The sequence below is a fragment of the Rheinheimera hassiensis genome (assembly GCF_022436675.1).
Taxonomy (GTDB): domain Bacteria; phylum Pseudomonadota; class Gammaproteobacteria; order Enterobacterales; family Alteromonadaceae; genus Alishewanella; species Alishewanella hassiensis.
The window spans coordinates 545,922-568,510 of the sequence record NZ_JAKUJZ010000003.1 but is presented as its reverse complement, the minus strand read 5'-3'; the positions used below and the strand labels follow the sequence as shown (position 1 = coordinate 568,510).

18 protein-coding genes are annotated in these 22,589 nt (G+C 48.0%); 12 read left to right on the top strand and 6 right to left on the bottom strand.

Translation table 11 applies throughout. From position 1 onward, the window contains the following. Nucleotides 1-46: 46 nt before the first annotated feature. Nucleotides 47-790: a YciK family oxidoreductase gene (locus tag MJX74_RS08505; protein WP_240222440.1), complete on the bottom strand. Its 744-nt coding sequence runs from the start codon at nt 788-790 to the stop codon at nt 47-49. A gap of 225 nt (nt 791-1,015) precedes the next feature. On the opposite strand from MJX74_RS08505, the gene MJX74_RS08500 reads away from it, so the two are divergent. Together MJX74_RS08500 and sohB are read left to right on the top strand one after the other, a co-directional pair. Next, nucleotides 1,016-3,373, top strand: a complete 2,358-nt coding sequence (locus tag MJX74_RS08500; protein ID WP_240222439.1) for a VolA/Pla-1 family phospholipase — start codon at nt 1,016-1,018, stop codon at nt 3,371-3,373. 95 nt (nt 3,374-3,468) lie between these two features. Next, nucleotides 3,469-4,464, top strand: coding sequence for a protease SohB (gene sohB, locus MJX74_RS08495; RefSeq protein WP_240222438.1), 996 nt, complete (start codon nt 3,469-3,471; stop codon nt 4,462-4,464). Nucleotides 4,465-4,517: 53 nt separating this feature from the next. Here the strand turns inward: sohB and MJX74_RS08490 are convergent, their stop codons facing one another. Then, nucleotides 4,518-5,852 carry a dicarboxylate/amino acid:cation symporter gene (locus MJX74_RS08490; protein ID WP_240222437.1) on the bottom strand — a complete coding sequence of 445 codons (1,335 nt, stop codon included), beginning with the start codon at nt 5,850-5,852 and terminating at the stop codon, nt 4,518-4,520. A gap of 174 nt (nt 5,853-6,026) precedes the next feature. On the opposite strand from MJX74_RS08490, the gene MJX74_RS08485 reads away from it, so the two are divergent. Further along, complete coding sequence (locus tag MJX74_RS08485; RefSeq protein ID WP_240222436.1) at nt 6,027-6,410, top strand: hypothetical protein; 384 nt, start codon at nt 6,027-6,029, stop codon at nt 6,408-6,410. Further along, a complete protein-coding gene (locus tag MJX74_RS08480) occupies nt 6,370-8,268 on the top strand; it encodes an Ig-like domain-containing protein (RefSeq protein WP_240222435.1) in 1,899 nt (632 codons plus the stop codon). The genes MJX74_RS08485 and MJX74_RS08480 overlap by 41 nt, the downstream gene beginning before the upstream one ends. A 63-nt stretch (nt 8,269-8,331) precedes the next feature. Here the strand turns inward: MJX74_RS08480 and astB are convergent, their stop codons facing one another. Further along, nucleotides 8,332-9,675 (bottom strand): N-succinylarginine dihydrolase, encoded by a 1,344-nt coding sequence (gene astB, locus MJX74_RS08475; protein ID WP_240222434.1) that lies wholly within the window; start codon nt 9,673-9,675, stop codon nt 8,332-8,334. Between the two features lie 224 nt (nt 9,676-9,899). On the opposite strand from astB, the gene topA reads away from it, so the two are divergent. Further along, complete coding sequence (gene topA, locus MJX74_RS08470; protein WP_240222433.1) at nt 9,900-12,482, top strand: type I DNA topoisomerase; 2,583 nt, start codon at nt 9,900-9,902, stop codon at nt 12,480-12,482. Between the two features lie 64 nt (nt 12,483-12,546). Here topA and MJX74_RS08465 read toward each other — a convergent pair whose 3' ends face one another. Then, complete coding sequence (locus tag MJX74_RS08465; RefSeq protein ID WP_240222432.1) at nt 12,547-13,311, bottom strand: hypothetical protein; 765 nt, start codon at nt 13,309-13,311, stop codon at nt 12,547-12,549. A 75-nt stretch (nt 13,312-13,386) separates the two neighbouring features. After that, nucleotides 13,387-14,079, bottom strand: coding sequence for a sensor histidine kinase (locus MJX74_RS08460; protein WP_240222431.1), 693 nt, complete (start codon nt 14,077-14,079; stop codon nt 13,387-13,389). Between the two features lie 149 nt (nt 14,080-14,228). Here MJX74_RS08460 and cysB point away from each other — a divergent pair, with 149 nt between their 5' ends. Both cysB and MJX74_RS08450 read left to right on the top strand, forming a co-directional pair. Further along, nucleotides 14,229-15,206, top strand: coding sequence for an HTH-type transcriptional regulator CysB (gene cysB / locus MJX74_RS08455; protein ID WP_240222430.1), 978 nt, complete (start codon nt 14,229-14,231; stop codon nt 15,204-15,206). Nucleotides 15,207-15,393: 187 nt separating this feature from the next. Then, complete coding sequence (locus MJX74_RS08450) at nt 15,394-16,203, top strand: substrate-binding periplasmic protein (RefSeq protein ID WP_240222429.1); 810 nt, start codon at nt 15,394-15,396, stop codon at nt 16,201-16,203. A 6-nt stretch (nt 16,204-16,209) separates the two neighbouring features. Here MJX74_RS08450 and mutH read toward each other — a convergent pair whose 3' ends face one another. Beyond that, nucleotides 16,210-16,887 carry a DNA mismatch repair endonuclease MutH gene (mutH, locus tag MJX74_RS08445; RefSeq protein ID WP_240222428.1) on the bottom strand — a complete coding sequence of 226 codons (678 nt, stop codon included), beginning with the start codon at nt 16,885-16,887 and terminating at the stop codon, nt 16,210-16,212. A gap of 380 nt (nt 16,888-17,267) precedes the next feature. Between mutH and rppH the strand changes: the two genes are divergently transcribed. The 5 genes from rppH to MJX74_RS08420 all read left to right on the top strand — a co-directional run bounded on the left by rppH (nt 17,268) and on the right by MJX74_RS08420 (nt 22,580). Then, nucleotides 17,268-17,771 carry an RNA pyrophosphohydrolase gene (gene rppH, locus MJX74_RS08440; protein ID WP_068234366.1) on the top strand — a complete coding sequence of 168 codons (504 nt, stop codon included), beginning with the start codon at nt 17,268-17,270 and terminating at the stop codon, nt 17,769-17,771. A 35-nt stretch (nt 17,772-17,806) separates the two neighbouring features. Next, complete coding sequence (gene ptsP, locus MJX74_RS08435) at nt 17,807-20,065, top strand: phosphoenolpyruvate--protein phosphotransferase (protein ID WP_240222427.1); 2,259 nt, start codon at nt 17,807-17,809, stop codon at nt 20,063-20,065. A gap of 63 nt (nt 20,066-20,128) precedes the next feature. Then, nucleotides 20,129-20,923: a sulfite exporter TauE/SafE family protein gene (locus MJX74_RS08430; protein WP_240222426.1), complete on the top strand. Its 795-nt coding sequence runs from the start codon at nt 20,129-20,131 to the stop codon at nt 20,921-20,923. A gap of 8 nt (nt 20,924-20,931) precedes the next feature. After that, the gene (gene lgt / locus MJX74_RS08425; RefSeq protein ID WP_240222425.1) at nt 20,932-21,750 is read left to right on the top strand and encodes a prolipoprotein diacylglyceryl transferase; all 819 of its coding nucleotides are present in this window, start codon (nt 20,932-20,934) and stop codon (nt 21,748-21,750) included. Beyond that, the gene (locus MJX74_RS08420) at nt 21,747-22,580 is read left to right on the top strand and encodes a thymidylate synthase (RefSeq protein ID WP_240222424.1); all 834 of its coding nucleotides are present in this window, start codon (nt 21,747-21,749) and stop codon (nt 22,578-22,580) included. Before lgt ends, MJX74_RS08420 begins: the two co-directional genes overlap by 4 nt. Nucleotides 22,581-22,589: the final 9 nt, after the last annotated feature.

Genomic DNA, 22,589 nt, shown 5'->3' with positions numbered 1-22,589 from the left:
ACGGCCCCTTTCGCCTTACAGCGAAAGGGGCCGTTTTGCTATGCTGCTATTTTACCTGTGCATCGATCGTCTGGCCGTTAACAGTAACGCTGTCGTCACTCATCAGATAAACATAAAGCCACATTAAATCTGCCGGTGTTTTTAACAGGTTAACATCCTCACCCGGATAGGCACGGCTGCGCATTTTGGTGCGGGTAGCGCCCGGATTTATACAGTTTACCCGTATGGTGCTGTTGTCATACTCATCTGCAATAACCTGCACCAGGCCTTCAGTGGCGAACTTAGACACCGCATAAGGGCCCCAGAACGCACGGCCTTTACGGCCAACGCCGGAAGAGGTAAAAACGACAGATGCCTGAGCGGATAATTTTAGTACCGGCATTAATGCCTGTGTCATCAGCATTGGCGCGGTGACATTAACCTGCATAATGTCTTGCCAGGTGGGCAAGTCAATATGTTCAAACGGGCTTAGCACACCCAGAATACCGGCATTGTGCAGTACGCCGTCCAGTTTGCCGAATTCAGCGGTAATAGTGGCAGCCATATCGCGGTAATGTTTCGCGGTAGCACCTTTTAAATCAAGCGGCACTATGGCTGGCTCTTTACCACCACTGGCCACTATCTCATCATAAACCGCAGTTAGCTTGCTGACTGTTTTGCCCAGCAGGATCACGCTGGCACCGAAACGGGCATAGGTTAACGCCGCTTCTTTACCAATGCCATCACCGGCACCGGTAACTAAAATTACTTTGTCTTTTAATGCATCTGTAGCTGCTTGATAATTGTGCATAAAATGTCACCTGTTGCTGCAAAAACGGCGAAAGCATACGCCCAAACGGCGCTATTTGCACCTTTCTTCGTTTATTCTGTATTTTTCAGCTAGCGATTTTGCCTGGTTTGAGTTAACTTTAACTGGTCGTAGCTGTTACAGGCTATATGTACAACAGGTTTCCAATAAGCAAGGTAAGTTTTTGCTTTGCATATAAAAAATAAGAGACAGGATAGGGGAGAAACTATGAATAAGCTGACACTGAGTGTGGCTGTCGCGGTTGCATTGGGTTTAACCGGATGTGGCGGTGATTCTTTAGATGATATTAAGCAAGATACCGGCGACAACACCGTTAAACCATATTCCAGAGTAGTATTCGATCCGGGTGCCGCCACACCAAGGCTGTCTGTGCCAAATGATTTATTATTTCAAGGTACAACGGATGGCACGTTAACCACTGACTCTGGCACAGAGCCTGATTACACTAACCCACAGGTTGCGTTAGGTGCATTAGATGGCTGGTCTACCCAAAGCCCTTATTCTATTGCTGTAGATATAGCTCCTGGCGCGGCTTTAGAAGCCAGCTCAGTGCAGCAGCCCGGTGCAGTCCGGCTGTTTGAAGTGGTCATGCAGGGTTCTACTTCAGCAGTAGAAGAGTGCAGAACAGCCAACCAGGGCTTTGCTTGTCAGGTAGTCGCAGAGCTGACCTTTGGTCAGGATTTTGTGACTGCTGTAAGTGGTAACAGCATAGCTGTTGTGCCACTGCGGCCGTTGAAGCCCGCTACCACTTATATGACAGTATTGACGTCATTAATTGAAGATAATAATGGTAACTCTGTTGCGCCTTCAACATCTTATGAACTGGTCAAACAAGACGACGAAACGCTGCCGTTAAGCACACCAGCGCAGTTATCATTACAAAAGCTGATTAATAGTTTTGAAGACGTTATCGAAGCTGAAGGCGTTAACCGCGACAGTATTATTTATACGGCGGCAATGACTACACAATCGATCTCGAATGTGCTGGCAACGGTAAAATCATTGATGGCTGCTCAGGGTTCACCTTACGCACCTTCTGCACTTGAAGTGGCCGCTGTTGGGGCGGTATCAAGTATTCCGGGAACACCGTTTACCGGTAATCCGTCTTTTGCTAATGTGATGCTGTACAGCGGCAGTTTTAATCTGCCTTATTATTTAGGGGCACAAACTGCTTCAGCAACTTCAGCGCCATTAAATACGCGCTGGACAGCAGCTTGCGATAGCGGCGCTATTTTGGCACAGGCGCCTGCCGGTACTATTCCTTCTGCTGCACAGTCTCAGAATGATGGTGTTTGTATGGCATTAACGGCGCAGCAGGCTGTGCAGCTACGTGATCTTGGTTTGGACAGCCGCCGGCACCTGACGAAATTTAACCCGATCCCAAAAATCAATTCATATGAATCGGTTGACGTTATTATGACGGCGCCAAATGCACCGGCGCCTGCAGCTGGCTGGCCGGTAGTAATAATGGCGCACGGTATTACCTCTTGCAAAGAAAATATGCTGGCGGTTACTGCAGCGTTAACTCAGCAGGGTTTTGCCACAGTAGCGATTGACCAGCCGTTACATGGTTCACGTGGTTTTACCGGTATTAATGCTTCGGGTGAAAGTTGTGGTGTAGCAAATGGCAATGCCACTGTATATATGAACCTGTCTAACCTGTTGGTTACCCGTGATAACCTGCGCCAAAGTATCGCTGATACGCTGGCGCTGCGTTTGGCACTAAACAGCATTGAAGGTATTAACCTGAATATGGCTAATGTTCAGCTGCTGGGTATGTCACTGGGCTCTATCACTGGCTCGTCAGCGGTGGCAGTTGCCAATACATCATCAGGTATTACTGCAGTTGATGCGGCATACAATATGAAATCTGCTGCTTTATCTGTACCAGGTGGTGCGGTAGCCAATTTCCTGCTTGAGTCTGCCAATTTTGGTGCATTAATCCGCGCCAGCGTTATTTTGGGGGCAGAAACTCTAAAAGCGGGGTTTGTTGACTACCTGGAAGATGAAAGCCCTTGTATGGCAGTGGCGGCCAATCCTGCCAGCTTTACCGGTTGTGCCGCGCAATATGTTGATGCCTATTTAGCCAGCCTGGCTGAAAGCGAAAGTACAGCTGCAACTCTGGCTGCTATCAGGGCTACTATTTCCCAGTTTGCCTTTGCTGCGCAGACTATTACCGATGCAGGTGATCCAAACAACTATGCTCAGTTGTTAGTTGCCAGCGAGACACCGGTGTACATTTCAGAAGTAATAGGTTCGGGTATTAACTCGGCTACCTCTGACCGCGTTATTCCAAATCAGACGGTAGGTATGCCTTTGGGCGGTACTGAGCCATTGGCTAAACTGCTGGGTGCAACTGCTATTAACGCTGTTGCCGGGCCACAGCAACTGGCAGGCAATGTTATTGCCCGCTTTACGGCCGGCGCTCACAGCTCGTTACTTGATCCAGCGGCTGGCAGTGCAGCAGCTACGGTTGAAATGCAAACTCACGTAGCATCCTTCCTGGCTACTCAGGGCGCAGCAGTGGTTGTAGCTAACCCGGCGGTATTAGTGCCAGCTAACTAAGTTGTACTGTTCTATCATGTAAAGCCCGGTTCGCCGGGCTTTTTCTTTTTGTCAAAGCCGTTACAATGCAGCAAAACGTTATTAAGGAGCCTATCTTGGAGTTTATATACGAATATGGGATGTTTCTGGCCAAAGCGGCAACGCTGGTAGCGGCCGTTGCTGTAATTATCGGTTTAATCGCCGGTGCCGCTGCGGGTAAAGCCAGGCCGAAAAAAGGCCAGCTGCAGTTTACCGATTTAACTGCGCAGTACAAAGCCGTAACTGAAGATATGCAGCAGCAGTTGCTGGATAAAAAACAGTTTAAGCTTTGGCAAAAAACACAGCAGAGCAAAAAGGCAGAAACAAAACCCAGGCTGTTTGTGGTTGATTTTCATGGCAGTATGGATGCACGTGAGGCAGAGTCTCTGCGCGAAGAAGTGACAGCAATACTGGCGGTTGCCGGCAAGGAAGATGAAGTATTACTGCGTCTGGAAAGCGGTGGTGGCGTAGTGCACGGCTATGGCCTGGCAGCATCGCAGCTTGACCGTTTGCGCAAAGCTGAGGTAAGCCTGACTGTAGCTATTGATAAAGTTGCTGCCAGCGGCGGCTATATGATGGCTTGTATTGGTCATAAAATCCTGGCGGCACCTTTTGCCATTGTTGGCTCTATCGGCGTTATCGCACAATTACCTAACTTTAATAAGTTATTAAAAAAAGGCCATATCGATTTTGAGCAATTCACTGCCGGAGAGTACAAACGCACGGTAACGCTGTTTGGTGAAAACAATGACAAAGGGCGGCAGAAGTTCCAGCAGGAACTGGAGCAAACGCATCAGTTATTTAAACAGTTTGTGCAGGATCATCGGCCTCAGTTGGATATAGATCAGGTTGCCACCGGTGAGCACTGGTTTGGCTATCAGGCTTTGCCGCTTAAACTGGTGGATGAAATTCAGACAAGCGACGCTTATTTATTGTCACAAATGCCACAGCGTGATCTGTTTCAGGTACGGTATCAGCTGCGCAAAGGCATTGCCGAAAAAGTCGGTATGGGTTCGGCAAATATTTTATCGGTGTGGTGGCAAAAACTGATGCAGCAATCAAGGATAGGTTAGCAGGCAGAGTTAACTGCCTGCTTAGCGACTAGCGCAGATGGATAGTTTTGCGGTTAGCGCAGATGATGAAAATCGACACTTTCTTCTTTGTTTCCGGCGTTAATGTCGTTAAAAACATTAACGTCGAACTCATTCTCACTTTTACCCACAATACATGACACCATCGCATCGCCGGTGATGTTCACTGCGGTGCGGGTCATATCCAGTAAGCGGTCAACGCCAATAATCAGTGCGATACCTTCTACCGGTAAACCAACCTGTTGCAGCACCATTGCCAGCATAATTAAACCTACACCAGGTACACCTGCGGTGCCGATAGAGGCCAGCGTGGCAGTAACTATTACCATTAAATAGTCGGTTAATGTCAGATCCACTACAAAAACCTGAGCAATAAATACCGTAGCCACCCCCTGCATTATTGCTGTGCCGTCCATATTGATAGTGGCGCCAAGCGGCACGGTAAAAGAGGCTATGCTGTTTTTAACCCCTAACTTTTTGGTTACGGCTTCCATAGTAACCGGCATAGTGGCATTACTGCTGGAGGTGCTAAAACCAAACAGAGCTGCGTCACGCATTTTACGGAAGAAAATTAACGGGTTCAGGCCGGTAAGCAGCTTTAGTATCACAGCATAAGTGACGAGACCATGCAGTATCAGCACAGTCATTACCACGCCAAAATACTTTATCAGGCTTGCAATGGTTTCAAAGCCAAGGGTAGTAAACAGTTTTGCCATCAGAAAAAACACGCCATAGGGGGCCAGGTTCATCAGCAGTGTTACCAGCTTCATAATAACTTCGCTAAGATCATTAAAAACAGCTGCCAGCCGTTCACCGGCCTTGCCGCTTAATGCCATTGCCAGGCCAAACAATACAGCAAAAACAATAATTTGCAGCATATTGCCCGAGGCCATAGATTCAATAGGATTGCTGGGGAAAATATCAATAAATACCTGGGATAACGGCGGCGCTTCGCTGATATCAAAACTGGCATCAGATTGCATTTCTACGCCTTTGCCCGGGTTTATCAGCAAGGCAGCAAAAATAGCCAGAGTAATGGCTATAGCTGTTGTTACCATGTAAAGACCGATAGTTTTACCACCAAGCCTGCCCAGGCTTGAGGTGTCAGACAGCGAACAGGTGCCACACACCAGAGAGACAAATACCAGCGGCACAACCAGCATTTTTAAACTGGCTATAAAAATCTCGCCACCAATATGAAAAATACCATCAATAAAGAATGTTTTAAGGGGCAGTTCCATACCCAGAATATGCAGTATTCGCTCATCCTGACCTGCAAGCAGCCATTTGAAGAAAAAGCCGACCAGAATACCTGCCGCCATACCAATTACAATACGGGCAGTTAACCCAAGTTTTTTATTTCCTGTCATAACATCAGACTAGTTTTAATTAAGCAATGTTTCTAAGCCTAACAGGTTGGCCTCTGGAAAGGCAGATTGTGCTGGTTTTTTTTTATAAATTGCTATCACGCTTGCCAGATTAATGGTTTAAGATACAGAATTAACAAAAACTATATAATAAAAAAACAGCTTGGGAGAGTTTTAATGCGAAACGTTCAGCAACTTATCGTTGCGCTGCTTTTAACTATGTTAGCAGCCTGCGGTGGCGGTGGTACTCTTGACTCTGACGGCGGTACAGGCGGTGGCAACACCACACCGGTTTACAGCTTAGCCGTAACGTTAACTAACTCTGCAGGCACTGCTTCAACAGCACTAGCCCAGGCAACCCCATTAACAATAACGGCAACGTTAACTGCAACGAATAGCGGCAGTATTGCGAATCAGGTTATCAACTTCGCACTTAGCGATCCCGAGCTGGCTGTTTTAGGCAGTACTGCTGGTACTGCACTGACTAATAGCAACGGCGTAGCAACTATCAGCCTGTTGGTTGGCAGTAAAAGCGGTGCGGGTACGTACCGTATCCGCTAATTTTGGTGACGCAACGGCTAATGCTGGTTTCAACTCTGCCGGTGATGGTGGTGATCAGGTTGATGTGACGGTAGGATCTGTTGCATTAATTGCGGATAGTTTGCTGTTAGGGTCTGGTGCGTCAGCTAAAGTAGAACTGACGGCACTGGTTCGTGATTCCAATAACGTTGTAATCGCTGGCGTTCCTGTTACTTTCGCAAGTGATTCCGGAGAATTAGTGCAGGTTGATGCGGTAACTGCTGCTAACGGTACTGCGAAGGCTACCCTGACGACTCAAACCAACAAAAACAATCGTGATATTGTCGTGACTGCAATCGTGCAACAGCAAACGTCACCGTTAACTGTGGCAGTGTCTGGCACTTCAATTGAAGTGGCAGCACCTAACTCTGTGGTCTTGGGCGATACGACTTCAATAGACGTATTTTTAACAGACTCAAATGATACTGGCATTGCAAACACCGAGATTGAAGTGACGTCAGCTCTGGGTAATACCTTAAGCGATACCAGTCCGGCAACTGCTGGCTCTGCCGGCAAGGCCACCTTTACTTATACCGCAGTGAATTCTGGTGTTGATACATTAACTGTTGCCGCATTAGGCGCAACCAGCACAATAACCCTGAACGTCAGCGCAGATGAGTTTGCATTTGTGGCTGGCGCAAATGAAGCTGAAATACTGGAAGTTAATCTGAATACTGCTCAGGAACTTGAGGTGGAGTGGTTGATTAACGGCGCAGCTAATGTGGGTGAAAATATTGTATTTAATACTACCCGAGGTGCAATTGCTGATGCTGCAGCTAATCTGGGTAGTGCTGTAACTGCTCAGGATGTTACAGACGCTAATGGTTTAGCACAAACTTTTGTACGTTCGCAATTTGCCGGCCTGGCGACAATCAGTGCAACTGGTGGAGTAGGTGAGGATGCCGTCAGCGCGAAGAAGGTAGTAGAGTTCGTTGCTGTTAACCCGACAAAAGTTGAAACGCAGGCATTTCCTGCTCAGATTGGTGCTGGCGAGTCTAGCGCTATACGTGCAATCGTTCGTGATGTTAACAATAACCCGGTAAAAAACCAGACTGTTGTTTTTTCTCTGGATAATGCCGCTGGTGGCGTAATTAGCACCGGAACGGCTGTAACCAACTCTCAAGGCATAGCTTCTACGGTGTTTACAGCTGACACTAATACCGGAGCCGGTGTTGAAGGCTTGAATCTGGTCATTAAAGCGGCATTGCAAAACAACAACGCTATATCGGACGAGACAGACATTGCCGTTGGTAAACGCACGTTGTTTTTCCGTTTTGGTACGGGTAACGTTATTACTAAACCCAGCATCAGCACTTATGCAAAAGAGTTTTCTATTATCGTAACGGATAGTTCAGGCAACCCCGTACAGAATCAGTCGCTCAATGTATCTCTTGCGCCGGTTGCATACAGGAAAGGGTATTGGGTTGAGTCTCCGCCAGCGCCCGCAGCTTTTAAGGTCTGGATCCCGTTTGTCACTGTTCGTGATGCAAACAATTTGCCACTTGATTGCGTAAGCGAAGATGCAAACTTAAATGGTATTATCGATGCCGGAGAGGATATCAATGGAGATGGTTTATTAACACCAGGAAATCCGGTAACGGTCCCTGAAACTGTTATAGCAGATGAGAATGGGATAGCAGTGTTTAATGTTACTTACCCTCAGGATGTCGGAGCCTGGTTGGATGTTAGACTACAGGTATCAGGTTTTGCTGCCGGCACTGAGAATGTGACTTATCGTAATTATGGTTTACCGGTGTCATCTGAAGATACCACTAACGAGACGTCAGCTCCTGCTGCTAACCCCTATGGCGTTGCTACTAGTTGTGCAATAGCAAACTGATAAAATGCGTAACCAAAAAAGGGAGCTAAATCAGCTCCCTTTTTTCTTTCTAATTCACCAAGTTTATTCTTGCTGGAACTGATACACCGAACCCAGATCCAGAATCTGGGTTAAATCATCCAGTGCTGTGCGGGACTCTAGCAGCAACTGTGGGTCGGCTAGATCGGCTTCGGAAATCTCATCACGATAATGTTTATCTACCCACTGATTTAACCGGGTAAACAACGCATCGCTCATCAGTACGTTCTGGTTTACGGCTTGTTTTTCCTGCTCGCTCATCGCTACGCGCAAACGCAAACAGGCCGGGCCGCCGCCGTTACGCATGCTTTGTTTCACATCGTAGTAGTGGATTTGTTTTATCGGTGTATTACGCTCTGTCAGCGCGGCCAGATAGGACGACACTGCGGGGCTATCCTGGCATTCTGTTGGCGCAATAATGGCCATTTCACCGCCGGGTAACGTTACCACCTGAGTATTAAACAGGTAAGTTCTAATGGCTTCTGCCACAGAAACCTCGCTGTCTTTTACTTCAATCAGATGCAGCTCTGTGTCATTACCAAACTTACGCTGCAATTCGGTTAGCTTTTGTTGGCTGTCGATAAAGGCTTGCTGGTGGTAAAACAGTACATTCTGGTTACCCACGGCGATAACATCATTATGAAATACCCCCTGATCAATCACGTCAGGGTTTTGCTGCATATACACCACGTGCTCTGCATTTAAACCATGTAACCGGGCTACCGCTTCGCACGCTTCCAGCGTGTGGCGGGCAGGAAAACGCTGTGGCGCCGGTTTGCTGCTATCGAACGCATAACGGCCAAATACAAAGAGTTCAACCCCGCGCTTGCCATAAGCGCTGCAAAGTCTGGTATGATTCGCGGCACCTTCATCGCCAAAGTGATCATTGTCCGGTAAATGTGTATGATGCGCAAAATGTTGAGTATCACGGAACATTGCCTGCAAAATCTTGCCTGTAGTAACAGGCTCAAGTGAGCGGTGAAATTTGTTGGTAAGATTGGCAGGGGTAAAATGCACTTTGCCATCAGCAGTATCAGCAGAGGGTGATATGGTGGCCGCGTTGGCTGTCCACATGCTGGAGGCTGAACAAACGGCTTTAAACACCGCCGGGGCTTGTTTGGCGGCTTTTTCAATTACCTGTGCATCTGTACCGGTAAAACCAAGGCGGCGCAGGGTGTATAGATCGGGCCGCTCTTGTGGTGCCAGCACACCTTGCACTAAACCCAGGTCATGCAGGGCCTTCATTTTACTTAAGCCCTGTTTGGCAGCCTGACGCGGGCTGGAACTGTTTTTTGCGTTAGATAGTGAGGCAACATTGCCGATAGATAAACCGGCATAGTTATGGGTTGGGCCTACGAGCCCATCGAAGTTTGCTTCAAAGTATTTCATTTTTGCTTTATATCCTTGTTTGGAAAGGGCACTGTTTTTATTATTTTTGCGGCCGCTTGAGGATGCTTCATTTGGATTGGCGAAGGTTTCGCCAGGCAGCTCTGAAAATGAGCTGGTTTGCATAATAATGAGTTTATTCACTTGTCACAACTGCGGTTTACGGATATACGTTAAAAAAGCAGCATAGTTGGCATGCACAAAATGTTAGGGATCTCGGGATTAAGATGGCGAAATCACTGGTTATAGTCGAATCACCGGCAAAAGCGAAAACAATTAACAAATACCTCGGTAATGACTTTGTCGTAAAGTCCAGCGTAGGTCATATTCGTGATTTACCCACCAGCAGCAGTAAAGAAAAATCTGCTGCCAGTAAAACGCTGAGTAAAGAAGAGAAAGAATACCAGGCACTGGTCGACCGTATGGGTATAGACCCCGCGCATGGCTGGAAAGCCCGCTATGAAATTTTGCCCGGCAAAGAAAAAGTGGTGAAAGAGCTAAAAGCGCTGGCAGAAAAAGCTGACACCGTTTATCTGGCAACGGACTTAGACCGTGAAGGAGAAGCTATTGCCTGGCATTTACAGCAAATTATCGGTGGTGAAGAGCAAAAGTTTAAACGTGTGGTATTTAACGAAATTACCAAAAATGCCATTCAAAATGCTTTTAAAGAACCCGGCGAAGTGAATGTCGACCGGGTAAACGCCCAGCAAGCCCGCCGTTTTTTAGACCGCGTGGTGGGCTTTATGGTGTCGCCTTTGCTATGGAAAAAAGTCGCCAGAGGCTTATCTGCCGGCCGTGTACAATCGGTTGCGGTGCGCCTGGTAGTAGAGCGTGAGCGTGAAATTAAAGCCTTTGTGCCGGAAGAATACTGGACTATAGCTGCTGATACGCACACGGCAGCTAAGCAAGCATTACAACTGGATGTCACTAAACAGCAAGGCAAAGCCTTTAGGCCCGTAAACAAAACTGAGGCTGATACTGCCCTGGCGCTGTTAAATAAAGCCAGTTACACCGTGCAGGAGCGTGAGGATAAACCCAGCAGCAGCAAGCCGCAGGCGCCTTTTATTACCTCAACTTTGCAACAGGCTGCCAGCACACGGCTGGGCTATGGTGTAAAGAAAACCATGATGCTGGCACAGCGCTTATATGAAGCTGGCCACATTACTTATATGCGTACCGATTCTACTAATTTAAGTGCCGATGCGGTTGCTGCCTGTCGCGATTATATAGCTGAACAGTTTGGCAAAAAATATCTGCCGGAACAGCCGTTAAGTTATGGCAGCAAAGCTAATGCGCAGGAAGCGCACGAAGCTATCCGGCCATCTGATGTTAACGTACTGGCATCTAGCCTGGCTGATATGGAAGCTGACGCCCGCAAATTATACGAGTTGATTTGGCGTCAGTTTGTGGCCTGTCAGATGCCGCCAGCGCTTTACGACGTAAGCAATATTATTGTTAAGGCCGGTGATTTTGAGCTTAAAGCCAAGGGCCGGGTGCTACGTTTTGATGGCTGGACCAAAGTACAACCGGCAGTGAAGCGTAAAGATGAAGAAGACAACGTTTTACCTGACGTTAAACCAGGCGAAATACTAAGCCTGGAACAGCTGATAAGCGCTCAGCACTTTACCAAGCCTGCTGCCCGCTTTAGCGAAGCAAGCTTAGTTAAAGAGCTGGAAAAACGTGGTATTGGCCGGCCCTCTACTTATGCAGCCATTATTTCAACTATTCAGGAGCGTGGTTACGTCCGGGTAGAAAATAAGCGTTTTTACGCCGAGAAAATGGGGGAAATTGTTACCGATCGGCTGGTTGAGAACTTTAACGACCTGATGAATTACGATTTTACCGCCAATATGGAGTTAAAGCTTGATGACATCGCCAATGGTCAGGCGCAGTGGCGCAAAGAGCTCGATAGCTTCTATGGTGATTTTTATAAAAAACTGAAAACAGCTGAAAATGACCCTGAGCAGGGCGGCATGCGCGTTAATCAGTTTGTGCTTACCGATATCGCCTGCCCAACCTGTGGTCGTCCTATGGGCATTCGTACGGCCTCTACCGGAGTATTCTTAGGCTGCTCAGGTTATAACCTGCCACCGAAAGAGCGCTGTACTACCACAATGAATCTGGTTTCAGGTGATGTGGCAGTGAGTGTCAGCGACGAAGATGAAATGGAAACCGAAGCACTGCGGCAGAAAAAGCGCTGCACTAAGTGCGGCACTGCCATGGACAGCTATCTGATTGACGAGCAGCGTAAACTGCATGTTTGTGGTAATAACCCGGCTTGCGATGGTTATCAGGTGGAGCAGGGCAGTTTCAAAATTAAAGGCTACGATGGCCCACTAATTGAGTGCGATAAGTGTGGCAGCGATATGCAGCTAAAATCAGGCCGGTTTGGCAAGTATTTTGGCTGTACTAACAGTGACTGTAAAAATACCCGTAAGCTGCTGCGAAATGGCGAGGCTGCGCCGCCAAAAGAAGATCCGGTGCACTTGCCCGAGCTGAAATGTGAAAAGTCAGATGCCTACTTTGTACTGCGTGATGGCGCTGCAGGGTTGTTTATGGCGGCATCTACATTCCCTAAATCACGTGAAACCCGGGCGCCGTTAGTGGCAGAGTTAGCTAAATACCGCGCTCAGTTATCGCCGAAGTTCTATTATCTGGCCGATGCGCCGGTAAAAGATCCCGATGGTAACCCGGCAATAGTACGCTGGAGCCGTAAAACCAAGCAGCAATATGTGATGTCGGAAAAAGACGGCAAAGCTTCCGGTTGGTCTGCCTGGTATGAAAATGGCAAATGGGTGGTTAGCAAATAAGGGTATTCCCCACAGTAAAAAAACAGGCCGCATTAGCGGCCTGTTTCATATAACACTATCAGTGTTACCATTTGCGTTTAGGCGCAAACAGCTCGTCTAAATCCTTGTTTTCTTTTTCTTCTTTCTTCTCACGATCCCGCACATTACCCTCTTTTAACTGAGTAGCAATATCTTCCAGTGCCTGCAGCACTTCAGATTTACGGGTGCTGGTGTAGTCGTCCTGGTGGGGCGTATTTGTCAGTGCAGTTAGTGCTTTCTCAAAGTACTGCCGGGCAGAGCCAAGCATATTATTGGTACGGGCCTGATTACCGCGTTTCATCTGGCTTTCAACATTAATGCGAAGCTGCAGCACTTCCATGCGACGATCTTCCTGGATCACCATCTGCGTATCAACATTGCCCCTGGCATGTTCACCGCGCAGTACAGTGCGCAGGCGCTTTATGCCTTTAATCATCCCTATCAGTTGCTGGTCATTGTCTGGCAGTGTGACTGATTCAGCCGGCGTGCCGCTGTCGGGGGGGCTGCTGGTTAACTGGCTTTCAGTTTCCTGCAAGCGTTGTTTAAGATCGCGTGCGCCTGGTTCAAGTTCAACCATGGCCCGCAGCGTAAAAGCGACACGTTTTAGCAGCATCTGGCTGACAGCGGGTGATAATGGCACATTGGCAGAATTTACCAATAATTCTTCACTGTCCTCCAGTACAGCACGTAACTTGCTGTATTCTGCCCGTTTTAGCGTTGCCAGCCGTTCCTTATGTTGCTGAATAGCACTGACAATAACGGCAATAATTACCAATGCAATTATCAGTGTAATGATCAAGGTTACCAGCATTCCAACCTCATTATGGACAGGTTCTACAACTCATATTAATCACAAAACAACTGAAATAACAGCTATCTGTATTACTCAGGGTAAAGTGACCCTGAGTACGCCACCGTTATAGACACCACCGTTGAACAATTCAACCGCGCCATACTGGCCTTTATTGCCATGGGCTTTAGCAATAAGCTTAGCAAAAAATATTCCAAGTCCGGTGTGGTTGTTAGTTAAATCGGGTGTGTTCATGTCCAGTGCGTCAGTATTTAGCATAAACTCCGGAAAGCCGGGGCCATCATCATGCACTTCTATCTGTAATCTGTCTGCCAGTTGCTCAAACCTGAGTAAAATATGTTTGTTGCCATAACGCAGCGCATTGGCGACCGCATCGTTCAGCAGGTTTGATATCAGATCGTAGTCAAAAAACCAGTGCAGGTTAGCAGCGTGCTCTGTCTGAATAGAAAAACCACGCTGTTCAGTATAAAACTGATTTTTAAGTAAAATCTCTTCAATAAGATCGGAAATGTAGTGTTGATCAATTTGTACCGGCAGCTGGTTACGCTCTAAGCGGTACAGCGATAGCAACTGCAGCAGGTTGGAGTTGAGCCGGTTAGCTTCATAGTTAAGCCGGGCCAGTTCATCTTTTGCCGGCTCTGATAGCTGGGTACTTTCCTGCTGAATAAACTCCGTAGACTGTATTAGCATGCAAAGTGAGTTTTTCATATCATGCACGGTAGAGGCCAATACAGAAGCAAAGTCTATGGCCTGAACATCTGATGTCATGTAACCTCCGATAAGTACGCAGGCAATGCGCGCGCGTAGCCTGTTTTAGCTACTATTAGTTCTAGTAAGCAGATAAATAAAAATTAGTTGGAATATCCTGCCATATAGGTATATTGAACAATGATATGCCATTACCGGACCAGTGACACATGAAATTGCAGCAGCTGCGTTATATAGTTGAAGTGCTGAACCACAATCTGAACGTTTCCTCTACCGCTGAAAGCCTGTATACGTCGCAGCCCGGTATCAGTAAACAGGTGCGTATGCTGGAAGATGAGTTGGGTATTCAGGTGTTTGGCCGCAGCGGCAAGCATCTGACACATGTCACCCCCGCCGGGCGAGATGTTATTGATATAGCCCAGCAAATTTTGGCAAAAGTTGAAAGTATTAAGGCGGTTGCCAAAGAGCACACATTGCCGGATCAGGGTAAACTGAATATCGCTACCACTCATACACAGGCACGGTATGCATTACCGCCGGTGATCAGTGGCTTTATGCATAAATATCCTAAGGTGTCGCTGCATATGCATCAAGGCACGCCGCAACAAATTTCTGAAGCGGCTTCGCGCGGTGATGCCGATTTTGCTATTGCCACAGAGGCCTTGCATTTATACAGCGATCTGGTGATGTTACCCTGTTATCACTGGAACCGCAGCGTCATAGTGCGCCAGGATCATCCGTTGCTGCAGTTGGGTGGAAAAATTACTGTAGAAGATGTCGCGCAGCACCCGATAGTGACCTACGTATTTGGTTTTACCGGCCGCTCTGAGCTTGACAGAGCTTTTGCTGCTAAGGGGTTGGAGCCGAAAATTGTGTTTACAGCCACCGATGCCGATGTTATTAAAACCTATGTTCGTCTGGGCCTTGGCGTTGGAGTTATTGCCTCTATGGCGATGGATAAAACACTGGACAAAGATTTAGTAGCGATAGATGCCAGTCATTTGTTTGACGCTTCCACTACGAAAATCGGTTTTCGCAAAGGCGCGTTTTTACGCAGCTATATGTACGATTTCATCGAGCGTTTTGCTCCGCATCTGACAAAAGATGTGGTAGAAAAAGCCAATATGCTGCGTAATCAGGAAGAGATTGACCGCATGTTTGCCCGCTTTGATTTACCGGTACGCTGATTTGCTGCTTTGGGCCGCACCCAGGTATTACAGCAGCTTGGCTGGTTTTTGCCTGGCGCGGTAGCGCCACACTCATCTTAATATCTGCAACACAATACACTTTAGCAATAACATCATCTGATCAGGTGTGCATAAGTTAGGCTTATACACTACGCTTAGGGCGTCACATAACGCCTTGAGGTGTAATATGAAAACTTACATGCTGTTGGTCGTTGTCGTATTTTTACTGTTATCGGGTTGTAAACCTGCATCTGAACCGAGTATGTCTGTTGCAGCCACTGAAACACCTTCCCCGGCTATACCATGCAGTTTTACTATGGGTTTAGATGCCTGGGAGCCATACCAATATATGACGGTAGGCAATACCGTTACCGGGCTTGATGTTGAACTGGTACAAAATGTTGTTGCGGATATGGGCTGCACGCTGGATGTGGTGCAGGGCAGTTGGCTTGAGCTTTTGACACTGCTGAAAAATGGTGATGTCGATTTTGTACTGGGAGCATCTAAAACTGCAGAGCGGGAAGAGTTTGCTTTTTTCTCAGAGCCTTACCGCCAGGAGCGTTTTCAGTTGTATGTTCGCAAAGAGCAGGTCGGTTTGCCTTACTCCGGCTTAAAAGAATTTGTTGCTGCCGGGCATAAGGTAGGGGTAGTCAATGAATATTATTATGGTGACGAAGTGGCTGAGCTATATGCAGATGATAATTTGCGGCCACTGTTTGTCGGCGCCATTATCAGTGAGCTGAATATGGCGCGCTTACTGGATGAAGAAATAGACGGCCTGCTGGAGGATAGCTTTGTCGGTGCTGCAATATTACGGCGCAAGGGCCTGGACAAGTATATTCAGGCGCACAATATCAGCCTGGGCAGTTCAGATGTTTATGTTATGTTCAGCCAGGTATCGGTATCAGCAGAGCAGGTGGCGCAGTTTAATGCCGGGTTGGGCCAATTACGCGACAACGGCCGTTACAACCAGATTGTCGATAAATACCGTAACTAGCTAAAACTAGCCAGGTTGCGGAGCAAACTGCTGTTGCAGCAGGTTGGCAGTGAAACTGCTTTTAAGGTAAAAGCCCCGTGGCAAAGTGCGGATCGGCTCTCCTTCTGCACCTACGGCATTGGTCAGGGCTTTGCTGTTGGCGGCTTTGGGGCGCAGCTGCAGTACTTTGCCGGTAGCGCCTTTTATATTATGTATGCCACCGAGGCTGATAAGCTCCATCAGTTCTTCCCAGTCCTGCTGCAGTGCCTGTTGCTGCTGTGGGTCTGGCTGCCACAAAAACGCGGTGCCGGTCATTCTGTCGGGTAACGGAATTTGCCGCTCTGCCAGCACCGGCAACCACAACACTTTTTGCAGTTTCTGACACACCCAGGATTCATGCCATTGTTGCCCGGCCACACCTGTTAGCGGCGCGACACAAACATAGGTACTTTCCAGCGGTTTGCCGTTTCGGTCTATCGGCAGGGTTTTTAATTCAACCCCTAATTGCGGGAAATCCGGCTCAGCTTTAGAGCCAGCACTAGCACCCAGCACATGTTCCAGTAACTGGCCAACCCAGCCCTTATCTTTTTTCAGGTTAGCCGGAACGGGCAACTGTGCTTGTGCAGCAATTTGCCCCAGAGTCAGCCCTGCCAGTGCCTGGCAGCGTGCCAGCAATTCTTCTAATGAGGCCGGTGGAGTAAACATGATCGTCGCCTTTAGCAAATACCGGATAACGCTAGCATTTTTTGCTGCTTTTGGCTGCTTAAAAACACAGCAAACCAACTTACACACAGCAGCATTATAAAATTATTAGCGCCTGATAATGAATAACCAATTGAATTTATTAATTAATGCCCGGTGATTAGGCCTGACATTTTTTTGCGATAGTAAGTTATGCAATGGCTAACTAAGTGATATACACAGTTTTATCAACAGTACCTGTGAAAAAGTGCACATTGGCGAGTGCCGCAATAGCTTAACTGTGGATAACTGTGTAAAAGGTGTGGTAAAAATACCGTTTGCCGAAGTAGCGACTTTATGAAAGAATCTTTGGCATAGTGATTTGTGATCCGCCAGAGGTTTGTGTGATCGATGCCGAAGGTTTTCGGGCCAATGTCGGCATAGTGATTTGTAACCACCAGGGACAGGTGTTTTGGGCAAAACGGTATGGTCAGCATTCCTGGCAGTATCCACAGGGTGGTATTGATGACGGTGAAACACCTGAACAAGCCATGTTTCGCGAATTAAATGAAGAAGTAGGGCTTAGTGCCGCAGATGTGGAAATAATTGCCACAACCAAGCACTGGTTAAGATACAAACTACCTAAACGTTTAATCCGCAAAGACAGCAACCCGGTGTGTATTGGCCAGAAGCAAAAATGGTTTTTGCTACGACTGACCTGCGCTGACGAAGATGTAAACTTACTTAAAACCACTCATCCGGAGTTTGATAGCTGGCGCTGGGTCAGTTACTGGTACCCGGTACGGCAGGTGGTGGCGTTTAAGCGTGAAGTTTATCGAAAAGTCATGAAAGAGTTTGCTCCGGTCGCTTTGCCGTTTATACGCCGCGAAGGCAAGAAGAAAAGTTAACTCAGCAGGATAGTACCTGTGACGACGAGGCTCTTATGTTAGGCCAGTTACGGCGAATTGTTCAGGATGTAGCACAAGAGCCAGTGCTTCAAAATGCATTAGCTGGCTTAGTCACGAGCGTAAAACAGGCACTGGCAACAGAATGTTGCTCAGTGTACCTTGCTGATTATGAACAACAACAATTTATGCTGATGGCCACTGACGGTTTAAACCCGGAGGCCATCGGCAATATTGCCATCGGTTTCTCTGAAGGTTTAATTGGCTGGGTAGGCCAGCGCGAAGAACCCATTAACCTTGCCAAAGCTCATTTACACCCCCGCTTTAAAGTTACCCCTGAGGTAAGCGAAGACCGTTTCTCTGCTTTTCTTGGTTGCCCTATTATCCATCACCGTAAAGTGCTTGGCGTGCTGACTATTCAGCAAGCTGCAGAACGGGTGTTTAACGAAGACGAAGAATCTTTTCTGGTGACATTAGGCGCGCAGTTAGCATCAGTGCTGGCCAATGCTGAAATGCGCCAGGCTGCCAGTGAAAGCAGCCCCAGCCAGACACAAACCGGCCAGTTAAAAGGTTTGCCCGGTGCCCCAGGCATTGCTATTGGTGAAGCCTTTGTGCTGGAGCCGGCGAATGACTTTAACGCCATTTCGCTAAAACGTGCTGATGATCCGGAAAAAGAGCTGGCGCATTTTTATCGTGCCGTGAAGATTACCAAAGCAGAATTTAACCGCCTGGCTGAGCGTATGAGTGGCCATCTACCGGCTGATGCACTGGCTATTTTTGATGTTTATCATCAACTGCTGGATGCGGCCAGTTTAGGTAATGAAATAGAGCTGCAAATTGCTGAGGGCTGGTGTGCCAAAAGTGCCCTTAAACGGGTGGTAGAAAAGTTTGCCCGCCAGTTTGACGACATGGACGATGCTTATTTGCGTGAACGCGGTACTGATATCCGTGATCTGGGGCAACGGGTACTGAATAATTTGCTTGATACTGAGCAGCGCAAAATTAAACTGCCGGCAAAAGTGGTATTAGTGGCCGATAACGTTACTGCTACCATGCTGGCAGAAGTCCCCCGCGAGCAGCTTGTTGCTATAGTGTCGCTAAAAGGCTCGGTAAACTCACACGCTGCTATTATGGCGCGGGCGCTGGGTATACCTGCTGTTATGGGCGTTAGCGAGCTGCCATTATTGCACTGGCAAGGGCAGCGGCTGATAGTGGATGGTTATCAGGGCCATATCTTGTTGTCGCCGGTAGAGGCCATTTGTGCAGAGTATCAACGGTTAATCAGTGAAGATGTGGCGCTAAACGCCCGTTATCTGGCTGAAATAGCCGAGCCTTCACAGTCATTATGCGGTAAACAATTTAACCTGATGGTAAATTCCGGCCTGGCAATTGAACTGGAGACCACTAACCCGGTGTATACCGATGGCGTTGGCCTGTACCGTACTGAGTTTCCGTTTATTATGCGCAGCCGTTTTCCAACCGAGCAGGAGCAGATAGAGCTGTACCGTAAGGTACTGGAAAACTATCCTACCAAGCCGGTTGTTATGCGCACGCTGGATGTCGGCGGCGACAAAGCTTTACCTTATTTTAGTATTGTGGAAGAAAACCCGTTTTTGGGCTGGCGCGGTATCCGGCTGACTCTGGATCACCCGGAGATTTTTCTGGTGCAAATTCGCGCCATGTTAAAAGCTAATCTGGCGCTGGATAATCTGCATATTTTACTGCCGATGATTTCCGATCTTGCTGAAGTAGATGAATCTGTGCGGCTGATCAAGCAAGCCAGCTTTGAGGTAAGTGACGAGCTTGCCATTGAGCTGCCTAAACCTAAAATCGGCGTGATGATTGAAGTGCCCTCGATTATGTATCAGTTACCAGAGTTAGCCCGTAAGGTGGATTTCTGTTCTATTGGTACCAACGACTTAACCCAGTACCTGTTGGCGGTAGATCGCAATAACCCGCGTGTAGCCAGCCTGTATGATGCCATGCACCCGGCCGTGCTCAGGGCCTTGCATCAGTTTAGTTTGCAGGCGCAGGGCTTGCAGTTTCCTACCAGTGTGTGTGGCGAACTGGCGGGCGAGCCGGCCGGTATCCTGTTGCTGGCCGCGATGGGATACAATAGCTTTAGTATGAACAGCAGCAACCTGGCAAAAATTAAATGGCTGCTGCGCCGGGTAGAGTTATCTGAGCTGGCCTTGTTACTGCCGCAGGTGCTGGCATGTCAGTCGGCAAAACAGGTGCGGTTACAAGTGCAGCGGTTTTTAGAGCAAAAACAATTACTAAGCCAGTTACGTGCCTGATATCCATCTTTTTATCTGGCCAGCCTGTTATACTGCTGCGTCACTAAACTTGAAGAGAAGCCTGTGCTTACTGTTGTTCTAATCTCAATTGTGCTGGGAGCTGTAGTCGGCTTTTTTGCCGGCTTACTGGGTATTGGCGGTGGCCTTATCGTCGTTCCTGTGCTGGTTATGTTGCTACCTGCTTTTGATATAGTGACCTCACAGCATGCCATGCTGGTCGCTATTGCCACCTCGCTGGCTTCCATTATTGTTACCGCCAGTTCCTCTGTATATGAGCACCATCGCTGGGGCAATGTGCCCTGGTCACTGGCGGGTACCATTATGCTCGGTTCTGCAGTGGGGGCCTGGCTTGTCGGTTATATGGCGCATAATATCAGTGGCGATATCTTGCAGCTTATTTTCGGTATTGCGGTATTGCTGCTGGCGCTACGTATGCTGGGCTCGCGTTCAGCCGTGGGCAAAAAAGCCTTGCCCCATAATGGTATTATTATGCTGATTTCATCAGCTCTGGGCGGCATTGCCAGCTTGCTGGGCATTGGTGGTGGAGCCTTGTTTGTACCAGTGTTGAACTACTTTTCGGTAGATATGCGCCGGGCTATAGGCTGTGCGGCTGCCAGCGGTATTGCTATCGCCTTTTTTGGTACTTTGGGCTACGTTATCTCCGGCTGGCAACATTATGAGTTGTCGCAGGGTTTTATTGGTTATATTTACCTGCCGGTGCTATGTGGCATAGTGCTGACATCGGTATTTACGGCGCCTATTGGTGCACGCCTGACCCAGCGCTTGCCAGTACTGGCAATGAAGCGGGTATTTGGGGTGTTTCTGTTGTTAGTATCCGCAAAAATGATTTTGAGTTAAGGGTAGTTATGTCAGCAAGTTATATTACATTTCCACAAATTGATCCGGTGATATTTTCTGTTGGCCCGGTAAGCTTGCGCTGGTACGGCTTAATGTACCTTATTGCTTTTGCCATTGCCTGGTGGCTGGCCAACCGGGCAGCTAAAAAACCGGGCTCAGGCTGGACGGAGCAACAAGTCAGCGACTTATTATTTATTGGCTTTTTAGGTGTGATACTTGGCGGCCGTATTGGCTATGTGCTGTTTTATCAGTTTGAGCTGTTTATGCAGGAGCCATTGTATTTATTTAAAATATGGACCGGCGGTATGTCATTCCATGGTGGTTTGCTGGGGGTGCTGGTGGCAATGGCCTGGTTTGCCCGCAAGAATAACAAGCCTTATCTGCAATTAGGCGATTTTGTTGCCCCGCTTATTCCACTTGGCCTGGCCGCTGGTCGCTTAGGTAATTTTATTAATGCCGAGTTATGGGGCAGGCCAACTGATGTACCCTGGGGTGTATTGTTTCCCGGTGCCGGGTCTGCACCGCGTCACCCATCACAGTTATATGAGTTTGCGCTGGAAGGTGTAGTACTGTTTGTGTTGATTATGCTGTACCGGCGCTTTTCTCCGCCGGTAGGGGCACTGGGTGGTTTATTTCTGGCCGGTTATGGTAGCGCGCGTTTTTTTGTCGAGTTTTACCGTGAGCCAGATGCGCATCTGGGCGTTTTGTCGGCGGGCATGTCGATGGGGCAGTGGTTGTCGTTACCGATGATCATCTCCGGTGTAGGGCTGATTATTTTTGCCTATGTGCATAACAACAAAGCTGCTAAGCAGGTAGTAAAAGTATGAAACAGTACCTTGATTTAATGCGCCATGTACTAGAGCACGGCCATAAAAAAACTGACCGCACCGGTACCGGCACTATCAGTGTATTTGGTTATCAGATGCGGTTTGATTTGCAGCAGGGATTTCCGCTGATCACCACTAAAAAATGCCACTTGCGCTCTATTATTCACGAGTTACTTTGGTTTTTAAAAGGTGAAACCAATATTGAATACCTTAAAGCCAATGGTGTGTCGATATGGGACGAATGGGCCACTGCAGAAGGCGAGCTGGGGCCGGTTTATGGTGCGCAGTGGCGTAGCTGGCAGGCAGCAGACGGCAGGGTGATTGATCAGATAAGCCAGCTTATTGCTGATATTAAACGCACCCCGGATTCGCGCCGTTTGATCGTCAGCGCCTGGAACCCGGCATTGCTGCCTGATACTTCAGTGTCGCCAAAAGAAAATGCCGCCATGGGCAAGCAGGCGTTACCGCCTTGCCATACGCTGTTTCAGTTTTACGTTAATGACGGCAAGTTGTCATGCCAGCTATACCAGCGCAGTGCCGATATTTTTCTGGGTGTGCCATTTAATATTGCCAGTTATGCCTTGTTAACACTAATGGTAGCGCAGGTATGCGGTTTGCAACCGGGAGACTTTGTCCATACTTTCGGCGATGCACATTTGTATTTAAACCACCTGCAACAGGTAGAAACTCAGCTGGCACGCCAGCCTTATCCGTTACCACAAATGCAGCTTAACCCGGCGATAACAGACATTTTTGCTTTTACTATTGCTGATTTTACGCTGCAAAATTATCAGGCGCATCCGCATATTAAGGCGCCCGTCGCTATCTGAGTGCCAAAA

Coding starts and splice junctions, on each gene's coding strand:
- MJX74_RS08505 (WP_240222440.1), bottom strand. CDS start 790: ATGCACAATTATCAAGCAGCTACAGATGCATTAAAAGACAAAGTAATT.
- MJX74_RS08500 (WP_240222439.1), top strand. CDS start 1,016: ATGAATAAGCTGACACTGAGTGTGGCTGTCGCGGTTGCATTGGGTTTA.
- MJX74_RS08490 (WP_240222437.1), bottom strand. CDS start 5,852: ATGACAGGAAATAAAAAACTTGGGTTAACTGCCCGTATTGTAATTGGT.
- MJX74_RS08485 (WP_240222436.1), top strand. CDS start 6,027: ATGCGAAACGTTCAGCAACTTATCGTTGCGCTGCTTTTAACTATGTTA.
- astB (WP_240222434.1), bottom strand. CDS start 9,675: ATGAAATACTTTGAAGCAAACTTCGATGGGCTCGTAGGCCCAACCCAT.
- topA (WP_240222433.1), top strand. CDS start 9,900: ATGGCGAAATCACTGGTTATAGTCGAATCACCGGCAAAAGCGAAAACA.
- MJX74_RS08465 (WP_240222432.1), bottom strand. CDS start 13,311: ATGCTGGTAACCTTGATCATTACACTGATAATTGCATTGGTAATTATT.
- MJX74_RS08460 (WP_240222431.1), bottom strand. CDS start 14,079: ATGACATCAGATGTTCAGGCCATAGACTTTGCTTCTGTATTGGCCTCT.
- cysB (WP_240222430.1), top strand. CDS start 14,229: ATGAAATTGCAGCAGCTGCGTTATATAGTTGAAGTGCTGAACCACAAT.
- MJX74_RS08450 (WP_240222429.1), top strand. CDS start 15,394: ATGAAAACTTACATGCTGTTGGTCGTTGTCGTATTTTTACTGTTATCG.
- mutH (WP_240222428.1), bottom strand. CDS start 16,887: ATGTTTACTCCACCGGCCTCATTAGAAGAATTGCTGGCACGCTGCCAG.
- ptsP (WP_240222427.1), top strand. CDS start 17,807: ATGTTAGGCCAGTTACGGCGAATTGTTCAGGATGTAGCACAAGAGCCA.
- lgt (WP_240222425.1), top strand. CDS start 20,932: ATGTCAGCAAGTTATATTACATTTCCACAAATTGATCCGGTGATATTT.
- MJX74_RS08420 (WP_240222424.1), top strand. CDS start 21,747: ATGAAACAGTACCTTGATTTAATGCGCCATGTACTAGAGCACGGCCAT.